At 63.0% G+C, this 18,146-nt stretch carries 16 protein-coding genes, 1 pseudogene and 1 riboswitch; of the genes and pseudogenes, 6 read left to right on the top strand and 11 right to left on the bottom strand.

The genetic code is table 11. The features are described from left to right. Positions 1-40: 40 nt before the first annotated feature. The 6 genes from CQW31_RS08030 to CQW31_RS07995 form a co-directional block, all read right to left on the bottom strand. Positions 41-733 (bottom strand): sensor histidine kinase KdpD, encoded by a 693-nt coding sequence (locus CQW31_RS08030; protein ID WP_054887496.1) that lies wholly within the window; start codon positions 731-733, stop codon positions 41-43. Continuing rightward, positions 730-2,337 carry a tetratricopeptide repeat-containing response regulator gene (locus CQW31_RS08025; RefSeq protein ID WP_054887495.1) on the bottom strand — a complete coding sequence of 536 codons (1,608 nt, stop codon included), beginning with the start codon at positions 2,335-2,337 and terminating at the stop codon, positions 730-732. Before CQW31_RS08025 ends, CQW31_RS08030 begins: the two co-directional genes overlap by 4 nt. Positions 2,338-2,501: 164 nt before the next feature. Beyond that, entirely contained in the window at positions 2,502-5,219 is a 2,718-nt protein-coding gene (locus tag CQW31_RS08020) for a LuxR C-terminal-related transcriptional regulator (protein WP_099814247.1), read from the bottom strand. Between the two features lie 252 nt (positions 5,220-5,471). Then, positions 5,472-6,836, bottom strand: coding sequence for a DUF1329 domain-containing protein (locus CQW31_RS08010; RefSeq protein ID WP_054887493.1), 1,365 nt, complete (start codon positions 6,834-6,836; stop codon positions 5,472-5,474). Positions 6,837-6,861: 25 nt separating this feature from the next. Next, entirely contained in the window at positions 6,862-8,781 is a 1,920-nt protein-coding gene (locus tag CQW31_RS08005; RefSeq protein WP_054887492.1) for a DUF1302 domain-containing protein, read from the bottom strand. Between the two features lie 329 nt (positions 8,782-9,110). Further along, positions 9,111-10,793 carry a fatty acid--CoA ligase gene (locus CQW31_RS07995; RefSeq protein WP_099814245.1) on the bottom strand — a complete coding sequence of 561 codons (1,683 nt, stop codon included), beginning with the start codon at positions 10,791-10,793 and terminating at the stop codon, positions 9,111-9,113. A gap of 163 nt (positions 10,794-10,956) precedes the next feature. On the opposite strand from CQW31_RS07995, the gene CQW31_RS07990 reads away from it, so the two are divergent. From CQW31_RS07990 to CQW31_RS07980, 3 genes are all read left to right on the top strand, one after another. Then, a complete protein-coding gene (locus tag CQW31_RS07990; RefSeq protein WP_054887490.1) occupies positions 10,957-11,922 on the top strand; it encodes a 2-hydroxyacid dehydrogenase in 966 nt (321 codons plus the stop codon). 63 nt (positions 11,923-11,985) lie between these two features. Continuing rightward, positions 11,986-12,984 (top strand): class I SAM-dependent methyltransferase, encoded by a 999-nt coding sequence (locus CQW31_RS07985; protein WP_099814244.1) that lies wholly within the window; start codon positions 11,986-11,988, stop codon positions 12,982-12,984. Positions 12,985-13,023: 39 nt separating this feature from the next. Then, a riboswitch (yybP-ykoY riboswitch) is annotated at positions 13,024-13,218 on the top strand. A 17-nt stretch (positions 13,219-13,235) separates the two neighbouring features. Further along, positions 13,236-13,817, top strand: coding sequence for a TMEM165/GDT1 family protein (locus tag CQW31_RS07980; protein ID WP_176506946.1), 582 nt, complete (start codon positions 13,236-13,238; stop codon positions 13,815-13,817). Positions 13,818-13,855: 38 nt separating this feature from the next. Here the strand turns inward: CQW31_RS07980 and CQW31_RS07975 are convergent, their stop codons facing one another. From CQW31_RS07975 to CQW31_RS07960, 4 genes are all read right to left on the bottom strand, one after another. Beyond that, positions 13,856-14,671, bottom strand: a complete 816-nt coding sequence (locus CQW31_RS07975; protein ID WP_054887487.1) for a M48 family metallopeptidase — start codon at positions 14,669-14,671, stop codon at positions 13,856-13,858. A gap of 78 nt (positions 14,672-14,749) precedes the next feature. Further along, positions 14,750-15,370, bottom strand: a complete 621-nt coding sequence (locus CQW31_RS07970) for an SOS response-associated peptidase (RefSeq protein WP_099814242.1) — start codon at positions 15,368-15,370, stop codon at positions 14,750-14,752. A gap of 15 nt (positions 15,371-15,385) precedes the next feature. After that, entirely contained in the window at positions 15,386-15,646 is a 261-nt protein-coding gene (locus tag CQW31_RS07965) for a putative signal transducing protein (RefSeq protein WP_054887485.1), read from the bottom strand. Then, positions 15,646-15,828, bottom strand: coding sequence for a CPXCG motif-containing cysteine-rich protein (locus tag CQW31_RS07960; RefSeq protein ID WP_008096588.1), 183 nt, complete (start codon positions 15,826-15,828; stop codon positions 15,646-15,648). The genes CQW31_RS07965 and CQW31_RS07960 overlap by 1 nt, the downstream gene beginning before the upstream one ends. Positions 15,829-15,952: 124 nt before the next feature. On the opposite strand from CQW31_RS07960, the gene CQW31_RS07955 reads away from it, so the two are divergent. Then, positions 15,953-17,122: a 1-acyl-sn-glycerol-3-phosphate acyltransferase gene (locus CQW31_RS07955; protein ID WP_082433693.1), complete on the top strand. Its 1,170-nt coding sequence runs from the start codon at positions 15,953-15,955 to the stop codon at positions 17,120-17,122. Positions 17,123-17,155: 33 nt separating this feature from the next. Here CQW31_RS07955 and CQW31_RS07950 read toward each other — a convergent pair whose 3' ends face one another. Beyond that, a complete protein-coding gene (locus CQW31_RS07950; protein ID WP_099814241.1) occupies positions 17,156-17,416 on the bottom strand; it encodes a hypothetical protein in 261 nt (86 codons plus the stop codon). Between the two features lie 161 nt (positions 17,417-17,577). Between CQW31_RS07950 and CQW31_RS07945 the strand changes: the two genes are divergently transcribed. Both CQW31_RS07945 and CQW31_RS32065 read left to right on the top strand, forming a co-directional pair. Then, positions 17,578-17,784 carry a hypothetical protein gene (locus tag CQW31_RS07945; protein ID WP_054887482.1) on the top strand — a complete coding sequence of 69 codons (207 nt, stop codon included), beginning with the start codon at positions 17,578-17,580 and terminating at the stop codon, positions 17,782-17,784. Positions 17,785-18,021: 237 nt separating this feature from the next. Next, a pseudogene (locus tag CQW31_RS32065) lies at positions 18,022-18,146 on the top strand (IS110 family transposase); the annotation flags it as partial.

Genomic DNA, 18,146 nt, shown 5'->3' with positions numbered 1-18,146 from the left:
GGAAGCTGAAGGTTGTGCCAGACACATGGCGGCCCTGACGCTACGGCAAATACAACCTGAACAACCCTCCCCCAAGCACCCCACCATTGGCAATATCGATCCGCCCGCGCACGCCGTTACGCTCATGCAACGCCGCAATCCGCGCCGCGAAGTACAGCCCAAGCCCGGTGCTGCCGCTCTGCGAGTCGATACCCTGCACATAATCCTGCTGACGCTCGAGCATTCGCGCCGGGTAGCCCGGGCCGTCGTCGTTGACGCTGATGACCAGTTGCTCGCTTTCCTCGCCAATGCTGATCAACAGTGTATGGCCGGCATAGCGGGTGGCGTTGGTAATCACGTTGGCGATCACCGAAGCCACCAGCTCGCGGTCGAAGAAGCCCAGCGGGTTGTCGGTTTCGACACGCCAGGTGGCGAGGATGTCGTTGTGCTGGAGCACTTCCTGGTGGGCGGCCAGCTGGGCCTCGATGAAATCATCCAGCTCATGGTAATCCGGGCATACCGGCAGCTGGTTCACCCCCAGTTTGTAAAGCCCCAGCAACTGCACGAGCATGCCGTTGAGGTGACGGAACTCATGCTCGATCACGCCCTGCTCGGTACCGCTGCGCCATTCTTCAGGCAACCGCGCCATCCACTGGTCATGGGACTGGATCAGCGCCGACAGTGAGTTTTTCAGGTCATGCACGGTGGAGGCGATCACCGTGGAGAAATCCAGCCCCTGGTTATCCTGGCTCATGCACCGAAGACCTTGATGTGCAGTTTGCGGTAGCGGTCGTAGCGACTGTCACTGGTCGGGATGCCGGCCACCCGGGTCAGGCAATCGCGGCATTCCTGCTGGATCGCCGGCGGTGTCACCTCGCCACCGATGCGCAGCAGGGCCTGCGCTGTGTTGAGCGCAATACTGATGTTCTTCGGCTGCAGCGAAAGCGCTTTGCGGAACATCTGCAAGGCTTCGTTGAGTTGCCCGGCCTGGTAGCTGCGCACGCCCTGGCGGTTGAGATCGACCGCTTCGGTGACCGCACCCAGCACGGCCGGGTCGTCGGTCAGCTTGGCCACGCTTTGCATGACCTTGGGATCGTCGCCGTAGGTTTCCACGCAGCCTTTGAGGATGCTGCCGCCGGCTGCTTCCTGGCCGAGTGCCTGCAGTTGCCGGGCCACGGTCAAGGCCGCCTCGACCGAGAAGAACTGGTCCATCTTCTCCAGCCGCTGCATGGCTTGTTCGGTGAGCTTGGCCGCTGTCTCAGGGTCGCCCGCCTGCTGCAGGCTGGCGGCCTTCATCAGCCGGGCACGCACTTGCAAGCCCTGGTCTTCGAGGTTGTCCTTGGCCACTTCACTGAGCACCGTGTTGATCTCGACCCGGGCACGCGCATCCAGGCCAAAGCCGGCGTTCTTGCTCATCAACGCCTGGACCAGCCCAAGGTTGCTTTCGGCATCCTTGTAGCGCGAACTCTGGCCCTGATTCACCGCATGACGGAACGCTTTGGAGGCGCTTTCGAAATCTTCGTTATCCAACGCCAACTTGCCCAGCGCAGCCTGCCGTCGCACCGCCAGGGGCGATAGGCGGACCGCTTCTTCGAGCATGCTCTGGGCGCGCTTGGTTTCGCCTTGGGCAACCAGCACTTCGGCCATGCCATCGTACAGCCCGGGCATGATCGGGAATGCCTTGAGCGCCTGTTCGTAGACGCCCTGGGCCTGGGCATTCTGCCCGCGCTTGTGCATCAGGCTGCCGAGTGCCGCATACACCCATGGTTGCGGGCGGCTGGCGAGGATGCTCTTGAGAAACTTCTCCAGCTCATCGAAGCGGTTGAGGTCACGCAGCGCGTCGGCACGATAGCGCAGGCACAACGGGGCAAAACGCGGGTCCTTCTTGCACAGCTCGGCACACGCCGCCAGCACTTCGGCCGGGCGACCACGGTCGAGGGCTTGCAGGATCGGCTTGAGCAGCGTCTTGCGCTGGGTCAGCTTGTCCAGGCGCTGGGCCAGGCCCACGCGGTTGAACGGCTTGGTCAGGTAGGCATCAGGCTCGTGCTCCAGGGCACTGAGCACGATGGCCTGGCTGCTTTCGGCCGTGACCATGATGAACACGCATTCATGGCTGATCAGCTTGTCGAGGATCAGGTCCTCGAGGACCTGCTGGCCGTTCTTCTTGCCGTCACCGAGGTGGAAGTCCTGAAGGATATAGTCGTAGCGCTTCTGCCCGCACATGCGCAGGGCCTGCTCGCCGCTGTCAGCGGTATCCACATCGCGCACGCCCAGTTCGCGCAGCATGGAACGGGTCGACGTGCGAAAGTCAGTGAAGTCGTCGACGATCAGAAAGCTCTTTTGCCCGTACTGCAGCATCAACACGACCTGTATTGGGAAGATGGGTGGATGGCGCGAAGCGATGCATACCGCCGAAACCTGTATCGGCAGCCAGCCAGGAAAGATGAGGGTGGAGAACGCAGCGTACGCACGCCATCACGGGATAATGGCCTAGCGCCATTATTTTACCTTTACGACCAGCTTCAGGCCAGCAAGCCCAACGCCTTGGCCCGGGCCACGGCTTGGGTACGACGTTCCACACCCAGCTTGCTGTTGATATGACTGGCGTGGGTCTTGACGGTATGCAGGGAAATGAACAGCCGCTCACTGATCTGCTGGTTGGAACAACCTTGGGCGATCAGTTCGAGCACCGCCAGCTCGCGACCACTCAAGGCCTCTGCGGCGTTGCTTGTGGGCACCGCAGGTTCGGGCAGGCGCCCCAGCAATTCAGCCTGGGCCTGGCAGGCTGGCTGTGCAAGAAGTTGTTCGCGCAGCCAGCCAGGATGCAATTCGAGCAGCCGCTGGAAGGGCTGTACCACCCCACCCCGAGCGGCGCTCAACGCCCTGGGCAGCAGCCGCGCTGCCTGTGCTTCACGCCCCTCGCTCAACAACAGGTCGATCCATTGGCAAAGGGCATGCAGGGTGAGCATCATCCCGCCACTGGCCTGACCGCGTTCGGCCAGGGCGCACAGCCGCGCCACGGCATCGTCGCTGCGCTGCTGCACCCGCTCGAGCAAAGCCTGCTGCAGTTCGATATGCAGCGGCAGCAAGGGGTGGAACTCGGGCGCTGCCGCAGGGTGCTCGCCGCCATAGGTCTGCCCCAGGCGCAGCAACCACGACTCGGCCAAATCGATACGCCCTTGCGCGAGCCACAGTTCGCACTTCACCAGGGTGATCATCGCCAGGTAGAAAATCGGCGGTACATCCCAGATGTGCATCAAGCGCTCCGCCTCGGCCAGTTCGGCGAAGGCCTCGGCATACTGGCCCTCACGGCCATCCAGCGAGGCGATCACGCAATGGCCGATCAGCACGCTGATGTCACGGCAGGCGCGCGCCTCGCCAAGCCCTGCACGCAAGCGCGCGCGCCCTTGCGTGGGATGCAGGCGCGCTACCAGCAGGTAGCCCTCGTACAAGGTCAGCCTCGCCCGCACTGCGTACAACCGCTGGGCCGACAGCCCCTGCAGGCGCTGCAAACCCTGGCGCACCTCATCGAGCGCGCGCAACACCTCGCCGCGGGCATGCAGCACCCGGGCTCGATCGTAATGCGCCAGCGCCTCGAACAACGGGTTGCCCACGCGCTGCGCCAGCTCCAGCGCTTCGCGGTTCCAGCCGCGTGCACGCCAGAAGTCGCCGTCGGCAATGGCCAGGTTGGACAGCGTCGACAGGCATACCAGGCGTTGCCCGTAGCGCTTGCACGGCAGGCTCTGCAGCGCCTCGCCGCAATAGGCCAAGGTCCGATCGCGGTCACCCCGACCGCGGGCGATGACGCCGCTCAGGGCCAACCACTGCGCCAGCATGGACTTCTGTGCAGTGGCCGAAGGCGCGGGCAGGAAGCGGCTGAGGTAACTTGCCAGTTCTTGCGCTGCATCGAGCTGGCAGGCCAGGCCAAGCGCCCAGCTGTACAGCACGATCAACCGCGGCGTGCTGATCAGCAGGCTGTCGGGGAGGTCCATCTTCCAGCGCAACAGCATGCCCACATTCTGCTCGGCCAGCAGTTGCTCTTCGGACAGGCTCTGCACCAGGTCAGCCGCAACGTCGAGGTGGCCGGCGCGTAACGCCTGTTCCACCGCCTCATCGAGCAACCCCTGGGCCTGGAACCAGCGGCAGGCACGCAGGTGCAGGCGCGCCTGCGGTTCGCTGGACTGGCGACTGCGCAGCAAGTCAGAGAACAGGTGATGGTACCGATACCAATGGCCATGCTCGTCCAGCGGCACCAGGAATACCTGGTGCGCCTGCAGATAACGCATTATCGCGTCGCTGTCGTGGCGCTCACGCAGCGCATCGCACAGCGCCGCGCAGAAGCGCTCCTGGCAGGCCGTGTCGAACAGGAACGCCTGCACGTCCGCCGGCAGCATCTCGATGACTTCTTCCAGCAGGTAGTCACGAATCAACCCTTCACCACCATGCAGGGCCTGGGGCAAGGCATGCTCGTCACCAGCCTCGCTGGCTGCCAACTGCCAGAAGCGCAGCCCCGCCACCCAGCCATCGCTGCGCTGAATCAGGTTATCCAGCGCCTGACCGCGCAGCCCGGTGGGTTGGCGGCCAATCACTGCCAGTGATTCATCCGGCGTCAGGCGCAGATCCTGCTCGCCAAGTTCGACCAGTTGCCGTGACAGGCGCAGCCGCGCCAGGTGCCAGTCCGGCCGCTGGCGGCTGGTAACCAGCAGTACCAGGCCGGCAGGCAAGTGATTGAGGAAGAACTGCAGGCAGCGATCGAGAACCGGCCCCTGGGCCAGGTGGTAGTCGTCCAGCACCAGCAGCAAAGGGGTATCGGCCTGGAGGTAGAGCGCCAACTCGTCCAGCAAGCTGTCGAGCCACTCTTCGAACGCAAAGGGTTGGTGGCGCTGACGCATCTTCAGCAGGCCCATGGCCTGCCCGCCCAGTGCCGGACAGTACTGCTGCAAGCCTTCGAGCAAGCGCTCGAGGAAACGGCCGGGGTCGGCGTCCCTCTGGCTCAGGCCGAGCCAGAGACTGCGCCAATGGGCGGGCAGTGACTCGCAGAATTCGATGGCCAGGGAGCTTTTGCCAAAGCCGGCGGGGGCATTGACCAGCAACAAGCGCCCGCCAAGGCCGCCCTGCAAGCGCTGGCACAGGCGTGCACGCGGCACGTGGCCGTCGGGCTGCGGCGGCCGGAAGAAGCGCCCGTCCAGCAGGCCCAGGGCCTGGCTGGCGAATCCATGCGTACGGGACAGGTCTGTCATGGCCGGCTCGTTCTGTTGGGAAGACTACGGCGGTACGGATGCTTGCGAGACTAGCGGGTAATGCAACGCATTTGAAGACGATGGGAGCCATTGCCCCGGAAAAGACTGCGACAAAAAGCAACATGGCTGATGGACAGCGGCTGGCGTGGGGCTTTGGCGAGGTATTCATCGGCCTTATCGGCAGGCCAGACAGAAACGCCCCGGCAAGCCGGGGCGTTCTGGGAGGGTCACACGGAGTTGCAGGTTTTCAGCTTAGCGGATACCCGACTGACGCAGGGCGGCTGGCTGGAAATCGGCCTTGCTGGCACTGAAGCCGAAGTCGTAGGCACGCTTCTCTTCGTTCTTCATGCCCAGGGCCAGGTAGCGCCCCGACTGCAGGTCGTAGATGGCTTCAAGGGTGTACCACGGCACCTGCACGTTGTAGTACGGCTGAGCATGGGCCTCGGACACGCGCCACAGTTGGCCACGGCCGTCGTACTGGTCGATCACAGCCGCTTGCCAGGTGTCTTCGTCGATGTAGAAGTCACGCTTGGCGTAGATGTGCCGCTGGCCGGGCTTTAGGGTCGCAACCACATGCCAGACCCGGCGCAGCTCGTAGCGGGTCAGGTCCTGATTGATGTGCCCGGCTTTGAGGATGTCGGCGTACTTGAGCTTGGGGTCGTCCAGCTTGAAGGCGTTGGAAGCGATGTACATCTCCTTCTTGCCTTCGAGCTTCCAGTCGTAGCGGTCCGGTGCGCCGTTGTACATGTCCAGGTTGTCCGAGGTGCGCAGGCCATCGGCCGCGGTACCCGGGCCGTCGTACGACACCTGCGGTGCCTGGCGCACCCGGCGCTGGCCGGCGTTGTAGATCCAGGCCTTGCGCGGTTCCTTGACCTGGTCGAGGGTCTCGTGCACCAGCAGCACGGTGCCGGCCAGGCGCGCCGGAGCCGTCACCTCCTGCTTGAAGTAGAACAGGATGTTGCCTGGGTTGTTCGGGTCGTAGTCCTTCATCTTGTCGCGGAAAACGAACTGGTCGGCGAAATACACCAGGCTGTAGGAGCCGTTCTGCTGCGGGGTTGCCTGGGTCACCAGGCGGCTGACGCTGCCGCCGCGGTAGCGGGTGATATGGTTCCAGATCACTTCCAGGCCGCTTTTCGGGATCGGGAAAGGCACGGCAGTCTGGAAGTTGTTCAGGCCGTTACCACCTTCGACCAGAGTGGTCGCGGTGGCGTTCTTCTTGATCGCGGCGAACACATCGTCAGGCACCGTGGCGCCACGGTGGGTCTTGTAGACAGGGATCTTGAAGGTGTCCGGGTAACGCTTGAGCATTGCCAGCTGGCCCGGCGAGAGCTTGTCCTTGTACTGGTCGGCGTTCTGCGCGGTGATGGTCAACAGCGGCTTGTCACTGCCATAGGGGTCGGCAAGGAAGCCCTTGGCATCGACGCTGCCTGCGGTCTTCGACAGTGGCTCCCACGGGCCGATCGAACCGTCGGCGTTACCTGCCTTTTCCGCGCCCATCGGGGTCAGTGTGCTGCCAAGCTTTGCCGCTTCATCGGCGGATACCGCAGCCATTACGCTGGTCGCCAGCAGGGACAGGCCCAGTACACCGGCTTGCAACAGACTTCTGGTCTTGTTCATCTCGTGTCGTCCTGGATCAGTATTCTTAGAAGTTCACGCCGAGGCTGAGGGCGACGAAGTCGCGATCATCCACGGTGCTGTACTTGCCGTCGAAGAAGGAGGTGTACGACAGGCTGGCGGTATAGGTCTGCTGATACTCCGCGTCCAGGCCCAGGCTGATCGCCTTGCGCCCTTCCTCGAAGTTGCCGCCAGGGCCTGGCGAATAACCATCGACGTCATGCGACCAGGCCACGCTCGGGCGCAGGTTCACCCCGGCAAACACGTTGTTGTAGTCCCAGATCGCACGGACGCGGTAGCCCCAGGAATCGGCAGTGGTGTAGCCGTCGTTTTCGCAATAGCGCGATACGTTGTTGGCATTGGAGGTGCCCAGAGTGCTTGTGTTGAGCGCCTCGCACTGGCCACTGGGCAGCGGGCCCGGGCCAAAGACCGGGTCACGCCCGTAACGCGCCTTGGAGGTGCTTTCCAGGCCACCGACGTGGGTCCAGCCGACTTCGCCAACCATGGTCAGCCGCTCCGCCCCCATTACCTGGTCGAAGAAGTGGGTGAACGTGGTCTGCAACTGGGTGATTTCCTTGCGGCGGTAGCCCGGCTGATCGGCACCTGGAGTGCCTTGCAGTACGGATACGTTGGGGTTGAGCGGAGTCAGGCCCGAGTAGAGGATATCGGTGGTATTGAGCTGCACCGGGGCATTTGGCCGATAGCTGATTTCCCCGCTCCAGGCGGTGCCGGTGGGCAACGTGGTCGAGAAGCTCAGGCCATACAGGCGGATGTCTTCCGGATATTCCACGTAGTAGCTGGAATTGCCTGCGACCTGCAGCGGCATCAGGCTCGGCAGCAGGTTGGCCAAGGCACCGGCCGGCACCCCCGCCCTGACCAACGCGCCGGCCAGACCGCTGGTGCTGTAGAACTGAGCGTCTGCGCCGCGGCCACTGAAGATTGGCGCACGGCTGTGATAGTTCATGAAGTAGCCACCAAACTCGGTGTTGAGCGGCTCGAACATGTAGCGCATGGCCAAACCGAACTGCCCGCTGTCGCGCGCATCGCGATCCGCGCCGCGACGCACGATCACCCCTTCGTCAGGGTTGCCGTAGGTCACGCCCCGGGCGGCCAGGGTGTTGTTCACCGGGGTCGCCAGCGGCCCAAGGCGGCTGGCCAGCGAGTTCTTCGTGGCGAGCACCGCCAGGTTGTTGTTGCAACCATCGGCGATCACGTCCGGCTGGGAGAAGAATGTGCCGCAGTTGTCGACAACCGTCTGGTCCCACTCGATCTGGTAGAAGCCTTCGGCGGACAGGTTGTCGGTGAGGCTTTGCGACACGTAGAACATGTTGACCGGAATCAGGCCCTCTTTGATCTCGGCCCCCGGGCGACGAAACGCCGAAACGTCGATCGGGTTGATCGCATTGATGCCGCCGCCGATGAAGGTACTCTCGCCCCAGCTAACCACCTGCTTGCCCAGGCGTACCGAGCCCGGCTGATCGCCGATCGCGTAGTTGTGGTAGACGAAGGCATCGAGCAGCTCCGAACCTGCCGACTTGGCGCCTTCCTTGCGGTTTGAGTCACTGATGTCCTTGAATTCGCGGTTTTCGTCTTTCAGCTCGAAGTCGTACCAGTATTTGCCGCGCACAAACACGCCGGTGTCGCCGTACTTGAGTTCGAGGTCATGGATGCCTTTGAAGATCTTCGAGAAGGTTTCGCCCTTCTTGAAGTTCAGGTGGCCGTCGTCGGAGGTCTGCGACAGGCCCTTGCCACCGTTGTTCACCCCGATCAGGTTCTTGTTGGGGTTGGCGGTGGACCAGCTGGCGCCGACGGAGAGCGACGAGTCGAACTGGCCTTCGATTTCACCAATGTTGAAACTGACAGCGAAAGCAGGACTTGCGAGCGTGGAAGCAAGGCTGACGGCCAAGGGCAACCTGGCCCGGCGCCAGAACGGATTTGCAGATTTCATCGACGCTACTCCATGTACTTTATTGTTATGGCAGTGAGTCCTTTCAGAAACGGCCCGAGCGACCGGTGAGCAGGTTTCCCCTGCAGCGGCACGTCTTGCGCGTGCCGCCCTCCCCCATTCCTGAAAATCCCCTGGGCCCGACTATAGCCAGCAGGCTCAGGTGCTTGATCCCTCTAAAGTGTGATTTGCGCACCTGCTGCCAAATCGGCCCGGCGTTTCCCGGGCAGCGTATCGGCCGTGCTGAAGCATGGCCGAAATTTTACGTTTGGCAAGGGCTCAGCCTCTCTAGCATGCGGGTCGCGCAACGTGATGTGCGACCCGGAGCGGGCTTACAAGGTAGACAGGAAGGCGCTGTTACTGGCCTGCCACTGGACGATGTCCTGGCGGATACGCTTCTTGTCTAGCTTGCCGACACTGGTCTTGGGAATTTCAGTAACAACAGCGATCTGGCTGGGAATCGCCCACTTGTTGATGTGGCCTTCCTCGACGAAAGGCTTCAGATGCTCCTTCAGGGTTTTGGCGTCGATCGCCTTGTCCTCACGCACCACCAGCAGGGCAAACGGGCGCTCGCCCCATTGCGGGTCGGCTACGCCTACCACCGCCACTTCACGCACGGCCGGATGACGGCTGATCAAGTCCTCCAGGTCGAGCGAAGAGATCCATTCGCCGCCGGTCTTGATCACATCCTTGATGCGGTCGCGGATATCGATGTAGCCCATGCCGTCGAGAGTGGCGACGTCACCGGTGTGCAGCCAGCCACCCTGCCACAGCTCCTCGCTCTTTTCCGGCTCCTTGAAATAGCCCATGGTCAGCCATGGCGCACGCAGCACCAGCTCACCCTGGGTCTCGCCATCGGCCGGCAGGAAATTGCCCTCGCCATCTACGATTGCCGCTTCCACCAACGGCACCGGTACACCGGCCTTGATGCGGTAGGTAACGCGTTCATCCTCGCTGCCGGCCTGCAACTCGTCATTCAGGTGCGCGGCAGATATCAGCGGGCAGGTTTCGGACATGCCATAAGCGGCAGTCAGCTGGATGCCACGGGCCAGCGCGGCCTTGTACAGCGAACTGTTCAGGGCGCTGCCGCCGATGATGATCTTCCAGCCGCCGAAATCCTGGCCCTGGGCGTTCGGGCAGTTGAGCAGCATCTGCAGGATGGTCGGCACACAGTGCGAGAAGGTGACCTTCTCTTCGCGCCACAGCTTGACCAGCATGTCCGGCTCATAACGGCCCGGGTAGACCTGCTTCATGCCGAGCATGGTGGCCGCGTAGGGGATGCCCCAGGCATGCACGTGGAACATCGGCGTGATGGGCATGTACACGTCATTGCTGCCGAGCAGGCGCACGCTGTCGATACTGCCGGTCACCGCCGCTTCGGCCAGGGTATGCAACACCAGCTGGCGGTGCGTGAAGTAGACGCCCTTGGGGTTGCCCGTGGTACCGGTGGTGTAGAAGGTGGTGGCCACCGAATTCTCGTCGAAATCCGGGAAGTCGTAACGCGGGCTGGCGGCCGCGAGCAATTGCTCGTATTCACCGACGAGGTTGGGCAAGTCGGCAGTCTGGTCCGGGCCATCGGTGATCAGTAAGGTCTTGTCGACCGTGGTCAGTTGCCCGGCGATGGCCTGATAAAGGCCGACGAAGTCGCTGTTGACCAGTACGAAACGGTCTTCAGCGTGGTTCATGGTGTAGAGGATCTGCTCGGGCGAAAGGCGCACGTTGATGGTGTGCACCACTGCGCCGATCATCGGGATGGCGAACATGCATTCCAGGTAACGGTGGCTGTCCCAGTCCATCACCGCCACGGTGTCACCGGCCTTGACCCCGGCGTCGGTCAGCACATTGGCGAGGCGGGCGATGCGTTCGTTGAGCTGCGGATAAGTCAGGCGCAGCTGGTCGCGATAGACGATCTCGCGGGTCTTCTCGTAGCGGCTGCCGGACATCAGCAGGCGCTTGATCAACAGAGGGAAGCTATAGGCGCCCTCGGCGGGCTTGATGATGCGGGTCTGCAACATGGTGATCCCTTTTCTGAAAAAGCATGCCGAACAAATCTGGATCTACTGTAGTTGCTCAATGTGACGGTCAAATCAGCCGAAGGAATGATTTGGCGGCGCCAGGTATGAGTGGCATTGTGCGCAGTGATGGACCAACCCCTGCCCTGCTACCGGAGCTCCTGTGATGCCCAGCTTGCGCCGCGCCGTGTTTCTCGATCACCAATCCCTGGACCTTGGCGACCTTGACCTGTCGCCATTGCAGCAACAGTTCGACGAATTCGAACTGTTCGCCGCCACCCGCCCGGAGCAGGTCGTCGAACGCCTGCAGGGCGCTGTCGCGGTGGTCAGCAACAAGGTCATGCTCGATGCCGCCACGCTGGCCGCCAACCCGCAGCTGAAGCTGATCCTGGTAGCCGCGACCGGCACCAACAATGTCGACCTCGCAGCTGCCCGCGCCCAGGGCATCACCGTCTGCAACTGCCAGGGCTATGGCACCCCCTCGGTGGCCCAGCACACCATCGCCCTGCTGCTGGCCCTGGCCACACGCCTGTGCGACTACAACCAGGCGGTGGCCGACGGCGAGTGGGCCAAGGCCAGCCAGTTCTGCCTGCTGGATTTCCCGATCATCGAGCTGGAAGGCAAGACCCTCGGCCTGCTAGGCCATGGCGAACTGGGCGGCGCGGTGGCACGACTCGCCGAAGCCTTCGGCATGCGCGTGCTGAGCGGGCACATCCCTGGCCGCCCGGCCCGTGACGATCGCCTGGCGCTGGATGAACTGCTGCCACAGGTCGACGCGTTGACCCTGCACTGCCCGCTGAACGAGCACACCCGGCACATGATCGGTGCCCACGAACTGGCGCTGCTGAAAAAGGGCGCTCTGGTGGTCAACACCGCCCGCGGTGGCCTGATCGACGAGCAGGCCTTGGCCGACGCATTGCGCAGCGGCCACCTCGGCGGCGCGGCCACCGATGTGCTGAGCGTCGAGCCGCCGGTCAATGGCAACCCGCTGCTGGAGAAGGGCATCCCACGCTTGCTGATCACTCCACACAGCGCCTGGGGCGCGGTGGAGTCGCGCCAGCGCATCGTCGGCCAGCTCAGCGAAAACGCCAGGGCCTATTTCGAAGGCCAGCCGCGCCGCGTGGTCAGTTGAGCTCCAGCTCAGTCCCGCGCCCGGCTCTGTTACACTGCGCCACTTTTTCAGGAGGCGTCGTCCATGGACCCGCGCAGTGAAGTATTGCTCCGCCAGGCAGAGCTGTTCCAGGGCCCGCTGCTGCTCGCCGGCGCCCCCGCCGACGGCCTGCTCGGGCAGCTGCCCCAAGCCCTTGGCTGGACCTGGCATGCAGGCGACCAGGCCATGCTCGACAGCCGCTTCGCGGGGCGCAGCCACTACGGCGTCGATGTGCCGTCGGTAGCCTTCGAGACGGCGGTGCTGTTCCTGCCCAAGTCCCGCGAGCTGGCGGCCTACCTGCTCAACGCCCTGGCTGCGCGCCTGGCAGGCGGTGAGCTGTACCTGGTGGGTGAAAAACGCGGTGGCATCGAAGGCGCGGCCAAACAACTGCAGGCGTTCGGCAAGCCGCGCAAGCTGGACAGCGCGCGGCATTGCCAACTGTGGCAGGTGACCGTGGAAAACGCGCCGCAAGCCAAACCGCTGGAGAGCCTGGCCGAACGCTTCACCCTCGATCTCGAAGACGGCCCACTGCAGGTGGTGAGCCTGCCGGGGGTATTCAGCCACGGCCGCCTTGACCGCGGCACTGCCCTGCTACTCAAGTATCTGGACAATCTGCCCATCGGCCATGTGCTCGATTTTGGCTGCGGCGCTGGCGTGCTGGGGGCCACGGTCAAACGGCGTTATCCACAAAGCCGGGTCACGCTGCTGGATGTAGATGCCTTCGCCGTGGCAGCCAGCCGCCTGACCCTGGCGGCCAACTGCCTTGAGGGCGAAGTCATCAGCGGCGATGGCATCGATGCCGCACCTGCCGACCTGAGCCTGATCCTGAGCAACCCACCGTTCCATACCGGGGTCCACACCAACTACCAGGCATCGGAAAACTTGCTGAAAAAATCCGGCGAACATCTGAGAAAAGGTGGCGAAATGCGCCTCGTGGCAAACAGCTTCCTGCGCTATCAGCCGCTCATCGAAGGTGCCTTGGGCAATTGCCAGACCTGCGCCGAGGCCGATGGCTTCCGCATCTATCGGGCAACACGCGGTTAAAAACAGGGCTTGCCGAAACGGTTTCGGCTAGGCAGAATCCGCACCGTCCTAGGGGAGTAGTCTCCCGCGAGCACCCTGCTCGCCCGGTACGCGTCAACATACTTGGCCCACAGGCCATGGCGCGTGCGACCCAGCGGCCTGCACAGACAGGTCCTCGGTTTGACAAGACCTATGACACGCACACCTTACCCGGGGCGGGGAGGCTGTACGTGTCATAGCCGTGTCGGCCCGCCCCCGTAGGAAACCTGATGCTGGAATCTCTGTTGGTCCCCACCGCAATCGTTGCCTTGGCCGAAATTGGCGACAAGACGCAACTGCTCGCGCTCATCCTTGCCGCCCGCTTCCGCAAGCCTTGGCCGATCATCGCCGGCATCATCGCGGCTACCTTGGCCAACCATGCCGCGGCCGGCGCCGTGGGGGCCTGGGTCGGCAGCTTCTTCAGCGAGTCGGTACTGCACTGGGTTCTTGCCGCGAGCTTCACCGCCACTGCGCTGTGGACCCTGGTGCCGGACAAGATGGACGATGACGAGAATCCGGCCCGCCGCTTCGGCCCGTTCCTGACCACACTGATCGCGTTCTTCCTGGCCGAAATCGGTGACAAGACCCAAGTGGCCACGGTGATGCTGGCTGCGCAGTATCCGCACCTGATCCTGGTCATCGTCGGGACGACCTTGGGCATGCTGATCGCCAACGTGCCGGTGGTGCTGGCGGGTAATTTCGCCGCGGAGAAACTCCCTCTGACGCTGATTCGTCGCCTGGCGGCTACTGCGTTCTTCGTGCTGGCCATCGTTGCCGTGTACTCGGCGATGAAGACCAGTGGCTGGGTGGGCTGAGCTGAAAAGCAGGGGCCGCTGTGCGGCCCCTTGTGGTTTTACTTCTTCGCGGCCTCGTACAACGGCATCACTTTTGGAATCGCCGCTTGCAACGAGGCGATCCGGCTGCTCGAAGCCGGGTGAGTACTCATGAACTCAGGTGGCGCCCCCTCCGAGGCCTTGCTCATCTTGTTCCACAAGGTGATCGCGGCATTCGGGTCGTAACCGGCACGCGCCGACAACTCCAGGCCGATCAGGTCGGCCTCGTTCTCGTTGGCGCGGCTGTTCGGCAGGGTCATGGAATAGTTCACCACGGCGTCGGCCAACGCCATGCTGTCCTGGCCAAGGCCAAGCAAGGCGCCCGCACCCTGGCGCGCCATCTGCACGCCGTAGGCCTTGGACATCGCTTCGCGGCTATGCTCGCGCAAGGCATGGGCGATTTCGTGGCCGACCACTGCGGCGATTTCCGCATCGGTGAGCTTGAGCTGATCGATCAGCCCGGTGTAGACGATGATCTTGCCGCCCGGCCCGCAGTTGGCATTGAGCTCGTCACTCTTGATGACGTTGACTTCCCAGTTCCACTGAGCCGCATCCGGGCGGAACTTGGGCGCCTGGGCAATCAGCCGGCTGGCGATGGCCTGCACACGCTTGGCATCGTTGCTGGACTTGTCCAGCACGCCCTTGCTCGACGCCTCGCCGAGGGTCTGCTGGTAGGACTGGGCGTACATCTGGTTGACCTCATCGGTCGAAAGCATGCTGAACATGTACTGCTGGCGGTCGACGCCGACAGCACCGCCACTGGTGGTATTCACCGCCTGGCAGCCGGCCAGCAGGATGCCAGCACTCAATAGGCTGACGACAAAAGACTTACGCATGAAAACACTCCCTTTTTACATGCGCCGTATCCTAGGCTGAGTCGCTTGTACCCGCCATAGCCGCAGGGAAGATTTTACCTAAGCCGGTGTCAGGCACTCAGGCGCGTCCAGTTTCGGGTCGTTGACGAAGTTTGCCAGGGCCCGCTCGCGCAGCATCGCCGGCGGGCTGGCGAGCAGCTCGTGCAAGCGTGGCAACGGTGTGTCCGGGTCCAGCCAGGCAGCCTGGCCGGCCTGGTCGAGGATCAGGGGTCGGCGCTGGTTCATTGCGGCCTGGGTCACTACCGCGCAACTCAACCACACCTGGTCATGTACCGGGTAGGCCTCCCAGACGGCAGCAAAATACAGCGATGCGCCCTCCCCCGGCGTCAGCCAGTAAGGCCGTTTGCGCACCGTACCGCGCCACTCATAGAAACCGTTGGCGGGCATCAGGCAACGGCGCAGGCGAAATGCTTCGCGGAACATCGGCTGCTCGGCCAAGGTCTCGGCCCGGGCATGAGCGGGGGTGCGCGAGAGGTCGGTGAGCCATGCAGGGGTCAGCCCCCAACGCGCCTTTGCCAACTGCTGCTGGCCGTCGAGCAGGCGCTGGATCAGCACCGAAGCGCCAGGCGCGATATTCCATTGGGCCGGCTGGCCGGCAGGGAAACCCGGCAGGCTGGCCAGCGCCTGAGGCCAGCGAAACAGGGCGTAACGTCCACACATGGGCGATTTCAGAACCTAGCAGATCAAGGTACCGGGATGACTCTCCGGCTCGTCACCGGCAAGCGGCTCGGCACCATTGTACGCATCGATCAGTTGCCGTGCGTATTCGGCCTGTTCGTCGGGCACCGCAAGCCCGAGCAGCCCCTGCAACGGCAACTCACCCGCGCCGCCCATCAGGTCGCGACCGGCGAGGTGCGCTTCGATGCCCTCGCTGGCCAGCATGCACACCAGCATTTCAGCTTCCATCAGGTTTTCCGGTTCGTAGATCCGCCGCATCAGTCGTTCTCACCGTAGACATCCAGCATCCATTCCTCGCCATGAACCTGCAGCACGAAGCGGATAGGCTTGCAGCACACCTGGCAGTCCTCGATGTACTCCTGGTCGCCCCCGGACAGGTCCACGGTCGTTTCGACTTCTTCACCACAATAAGGACAATCGTAGAACGCTTGTTCGAGCATCGCGGCCTCCGGGGTGACTTGTGCGTATAATTGTCGGTCTGTTTACAGGGCTTGAGTGTGCCCGAGCCGTTTTTTCGGGCCCCACCCCTTACCTTATTACCCTAGCCGTTTCCAACAAGAGAGCATGATGGGCGAATTCGATGCCATCCGACCGTACGACGATGCTGAGGTCCCTGCCGTTCTGGCACGCCTGCTCAGCGACCCGGCATTCCTCGATATCCTCACCCACTTCAAATTCCCGCGCGCAGCCGGCGCCCTCGGCTGGCTGCTCAAGCCGCTGATCGCCCGCCGCCTGCGCAAGGAGTTCGCCGGCGTCACCTGCGTATCGACCCTGCAGGACAAAGTCGAGTATTACGTCGACCAGACCATCGAACGCGCCACCGACGGCGTCACCTACTCCGGCGTCGAACAGCTCAAGTCGGGCACGGCCTATCTGTTCCTGGCCAACCACCGCGACATCGTCATGGACCCGGCCTTCGTCAACTACGCGGTCTACCACGCCGGCCTGCCGACGCCGCGCATCGCCATCGGCGACAACCTGCTGCAAAAGCCGTTCGTCAGCGACATGATGCGCCTGAACAAGAGCTTCATCGTGCACCGCTCGATCAGTGGCCGCAGGGAAAAGCTTGCGGCCTACCAGTTGCTCTCGGCCTATATCAACCATTCGATTCGCAATGACGGCACGTCGATCTGGATCGCCCAGGCCGAAGGCCGCGCCAAGGACGGTGACGACCGGACCGATTCGGCAATCCTCAAGATGTTCCACATGAGTCGCAAGGACGAGCCGTTCGGTGCAGTGATCCAGAGCCTGAACCTGATCCCGGTGTCGATCAGCTACGAGTACGACCCCTGCGACCAGGCCAAGGCCCGCGAGCTGTACATCCGCGCCACCACCGGCACGTACAAGAAGGCCCCCGGCGAAGACGACAACAGCATCGCCAAGGGCATCACCGGCTACAAGGGCCGGGTGCACATCAACTTCGCCCCGCCAGTGACCGAGTACTACGAGGACACCAAGCAGCTGGCACAGGAAACCGACCGGCAGATCCTCGGCGGTTACCGCCTGTTCCCGGTGCACTACCTGGCGTATGCGATGTGGAGCGAGAAGGACGAGGCACTGCAGGTGCCGAGCGCCGAGAAAGTGTTCCCGGCAGAAGAGCTGGCCAAGGCCAGGGAAGAGTGGCAACGGCGGCTGGACGCCTGCCCCGAGGAACAGCGGCCTTACCTGGTGTTGCAGTATGCGACGCCAGTGCGGAACCAGTATCAGGTCAAGCAGCAGGCGCCTGTGGCCTGACCTGAGCGGGGCCGCCTGGCGGCCCCGGTACGTTCAGATCCAGGTGCTGAACCAGGACAGCAGCAGCGCCATGGCCAGGCAGGAAAAACCCAGGATGTAGTAGTAGCGTGGCACGCGCTGGGCGAACACATCCGCCGGCCCCTCCTCCACCGCCAGACGCTCGCGGGTAATCGCCTCACGCCGCCGTGCGCTCTGCAGCAGCAACCCGCCTGGGCAGGTCAGCAAGAGCGCCAGCAGATTGATCAGCTTGGTAGGGTGGGCGGAAAGAAAGCCCCAGAGCACTTGCAACGACATCACGCAACCTCGGTCATAGCCACAGCGAAGCCCGGCATTCTACCGAAGTCCGACCCGGCCGCCCGTGCTTGGCGACAAAGTGTCACTTGATTTCATCCTGTCACATGCTCGTCATCAGGACAGGCCACGCTATCGGCCTTTTCCCGTACCGGAGCTTGTTGATGCTGCACGCCGAAAACCAGGATCGCCTCTATCACGTGACTCAGAGCGATGAGCAGCAGGCGTTGATCGATGGTTTCGCCATCAATGTCCAGGACCGCCAGTGGCTGATCTACTGCGCGCTGGGCGGGCATGTGCACGAGGACCTGCCGGAGGTGGATGCGAGCACCGGCATCAGCTTGCTGGATTTCCATATAGCAGCCGCTTGAACCTGTTCCGGCCTCTTCGCGGGCACGCCCGCTTGTATGGTTAGACTTGAAGGGGTGGTGGGACTAAATGCCCGATTCTGACTGTTAGCAGCAGTACAGACCGTGGGAGACATCGCCCCACCCCTTCCACCAAAGCGCCGATAAAGAATGCATCGTTTGCAAGCGACGATAGAAGCAAGCCAGCGCCTCTTGGTGAAACCCCTTCAAGCCGAAAAACCATAACGTGAGGAGCCGCCCATGGCAATGCAGGCAGGTAAGTTGATCGTGGGTGCGGATGTCGCGAAAGCTGAGCTGGTTATCCACCACGATGATCGCGATGAAATTATCAGACTGAAAAACTCCAAACCCGAAATCAAACGCTG

Source organism: Pseudomonas sp. 382 (assembly GCF_002759075.1).
GTDB classification, from domain to species: Bacteria; Pseudomonadota; Gammaproteobacteria; order Pseudomonadales; family Pseudomonadaceae; genus Aquipseudomonas; species Aquipseudomonas vlassakiae.
The sequence above is the reverse complement of the archived record's forward strand: the minus strand, read 5'-3'. Positions and strand labels throughout refer to the sequence as shown.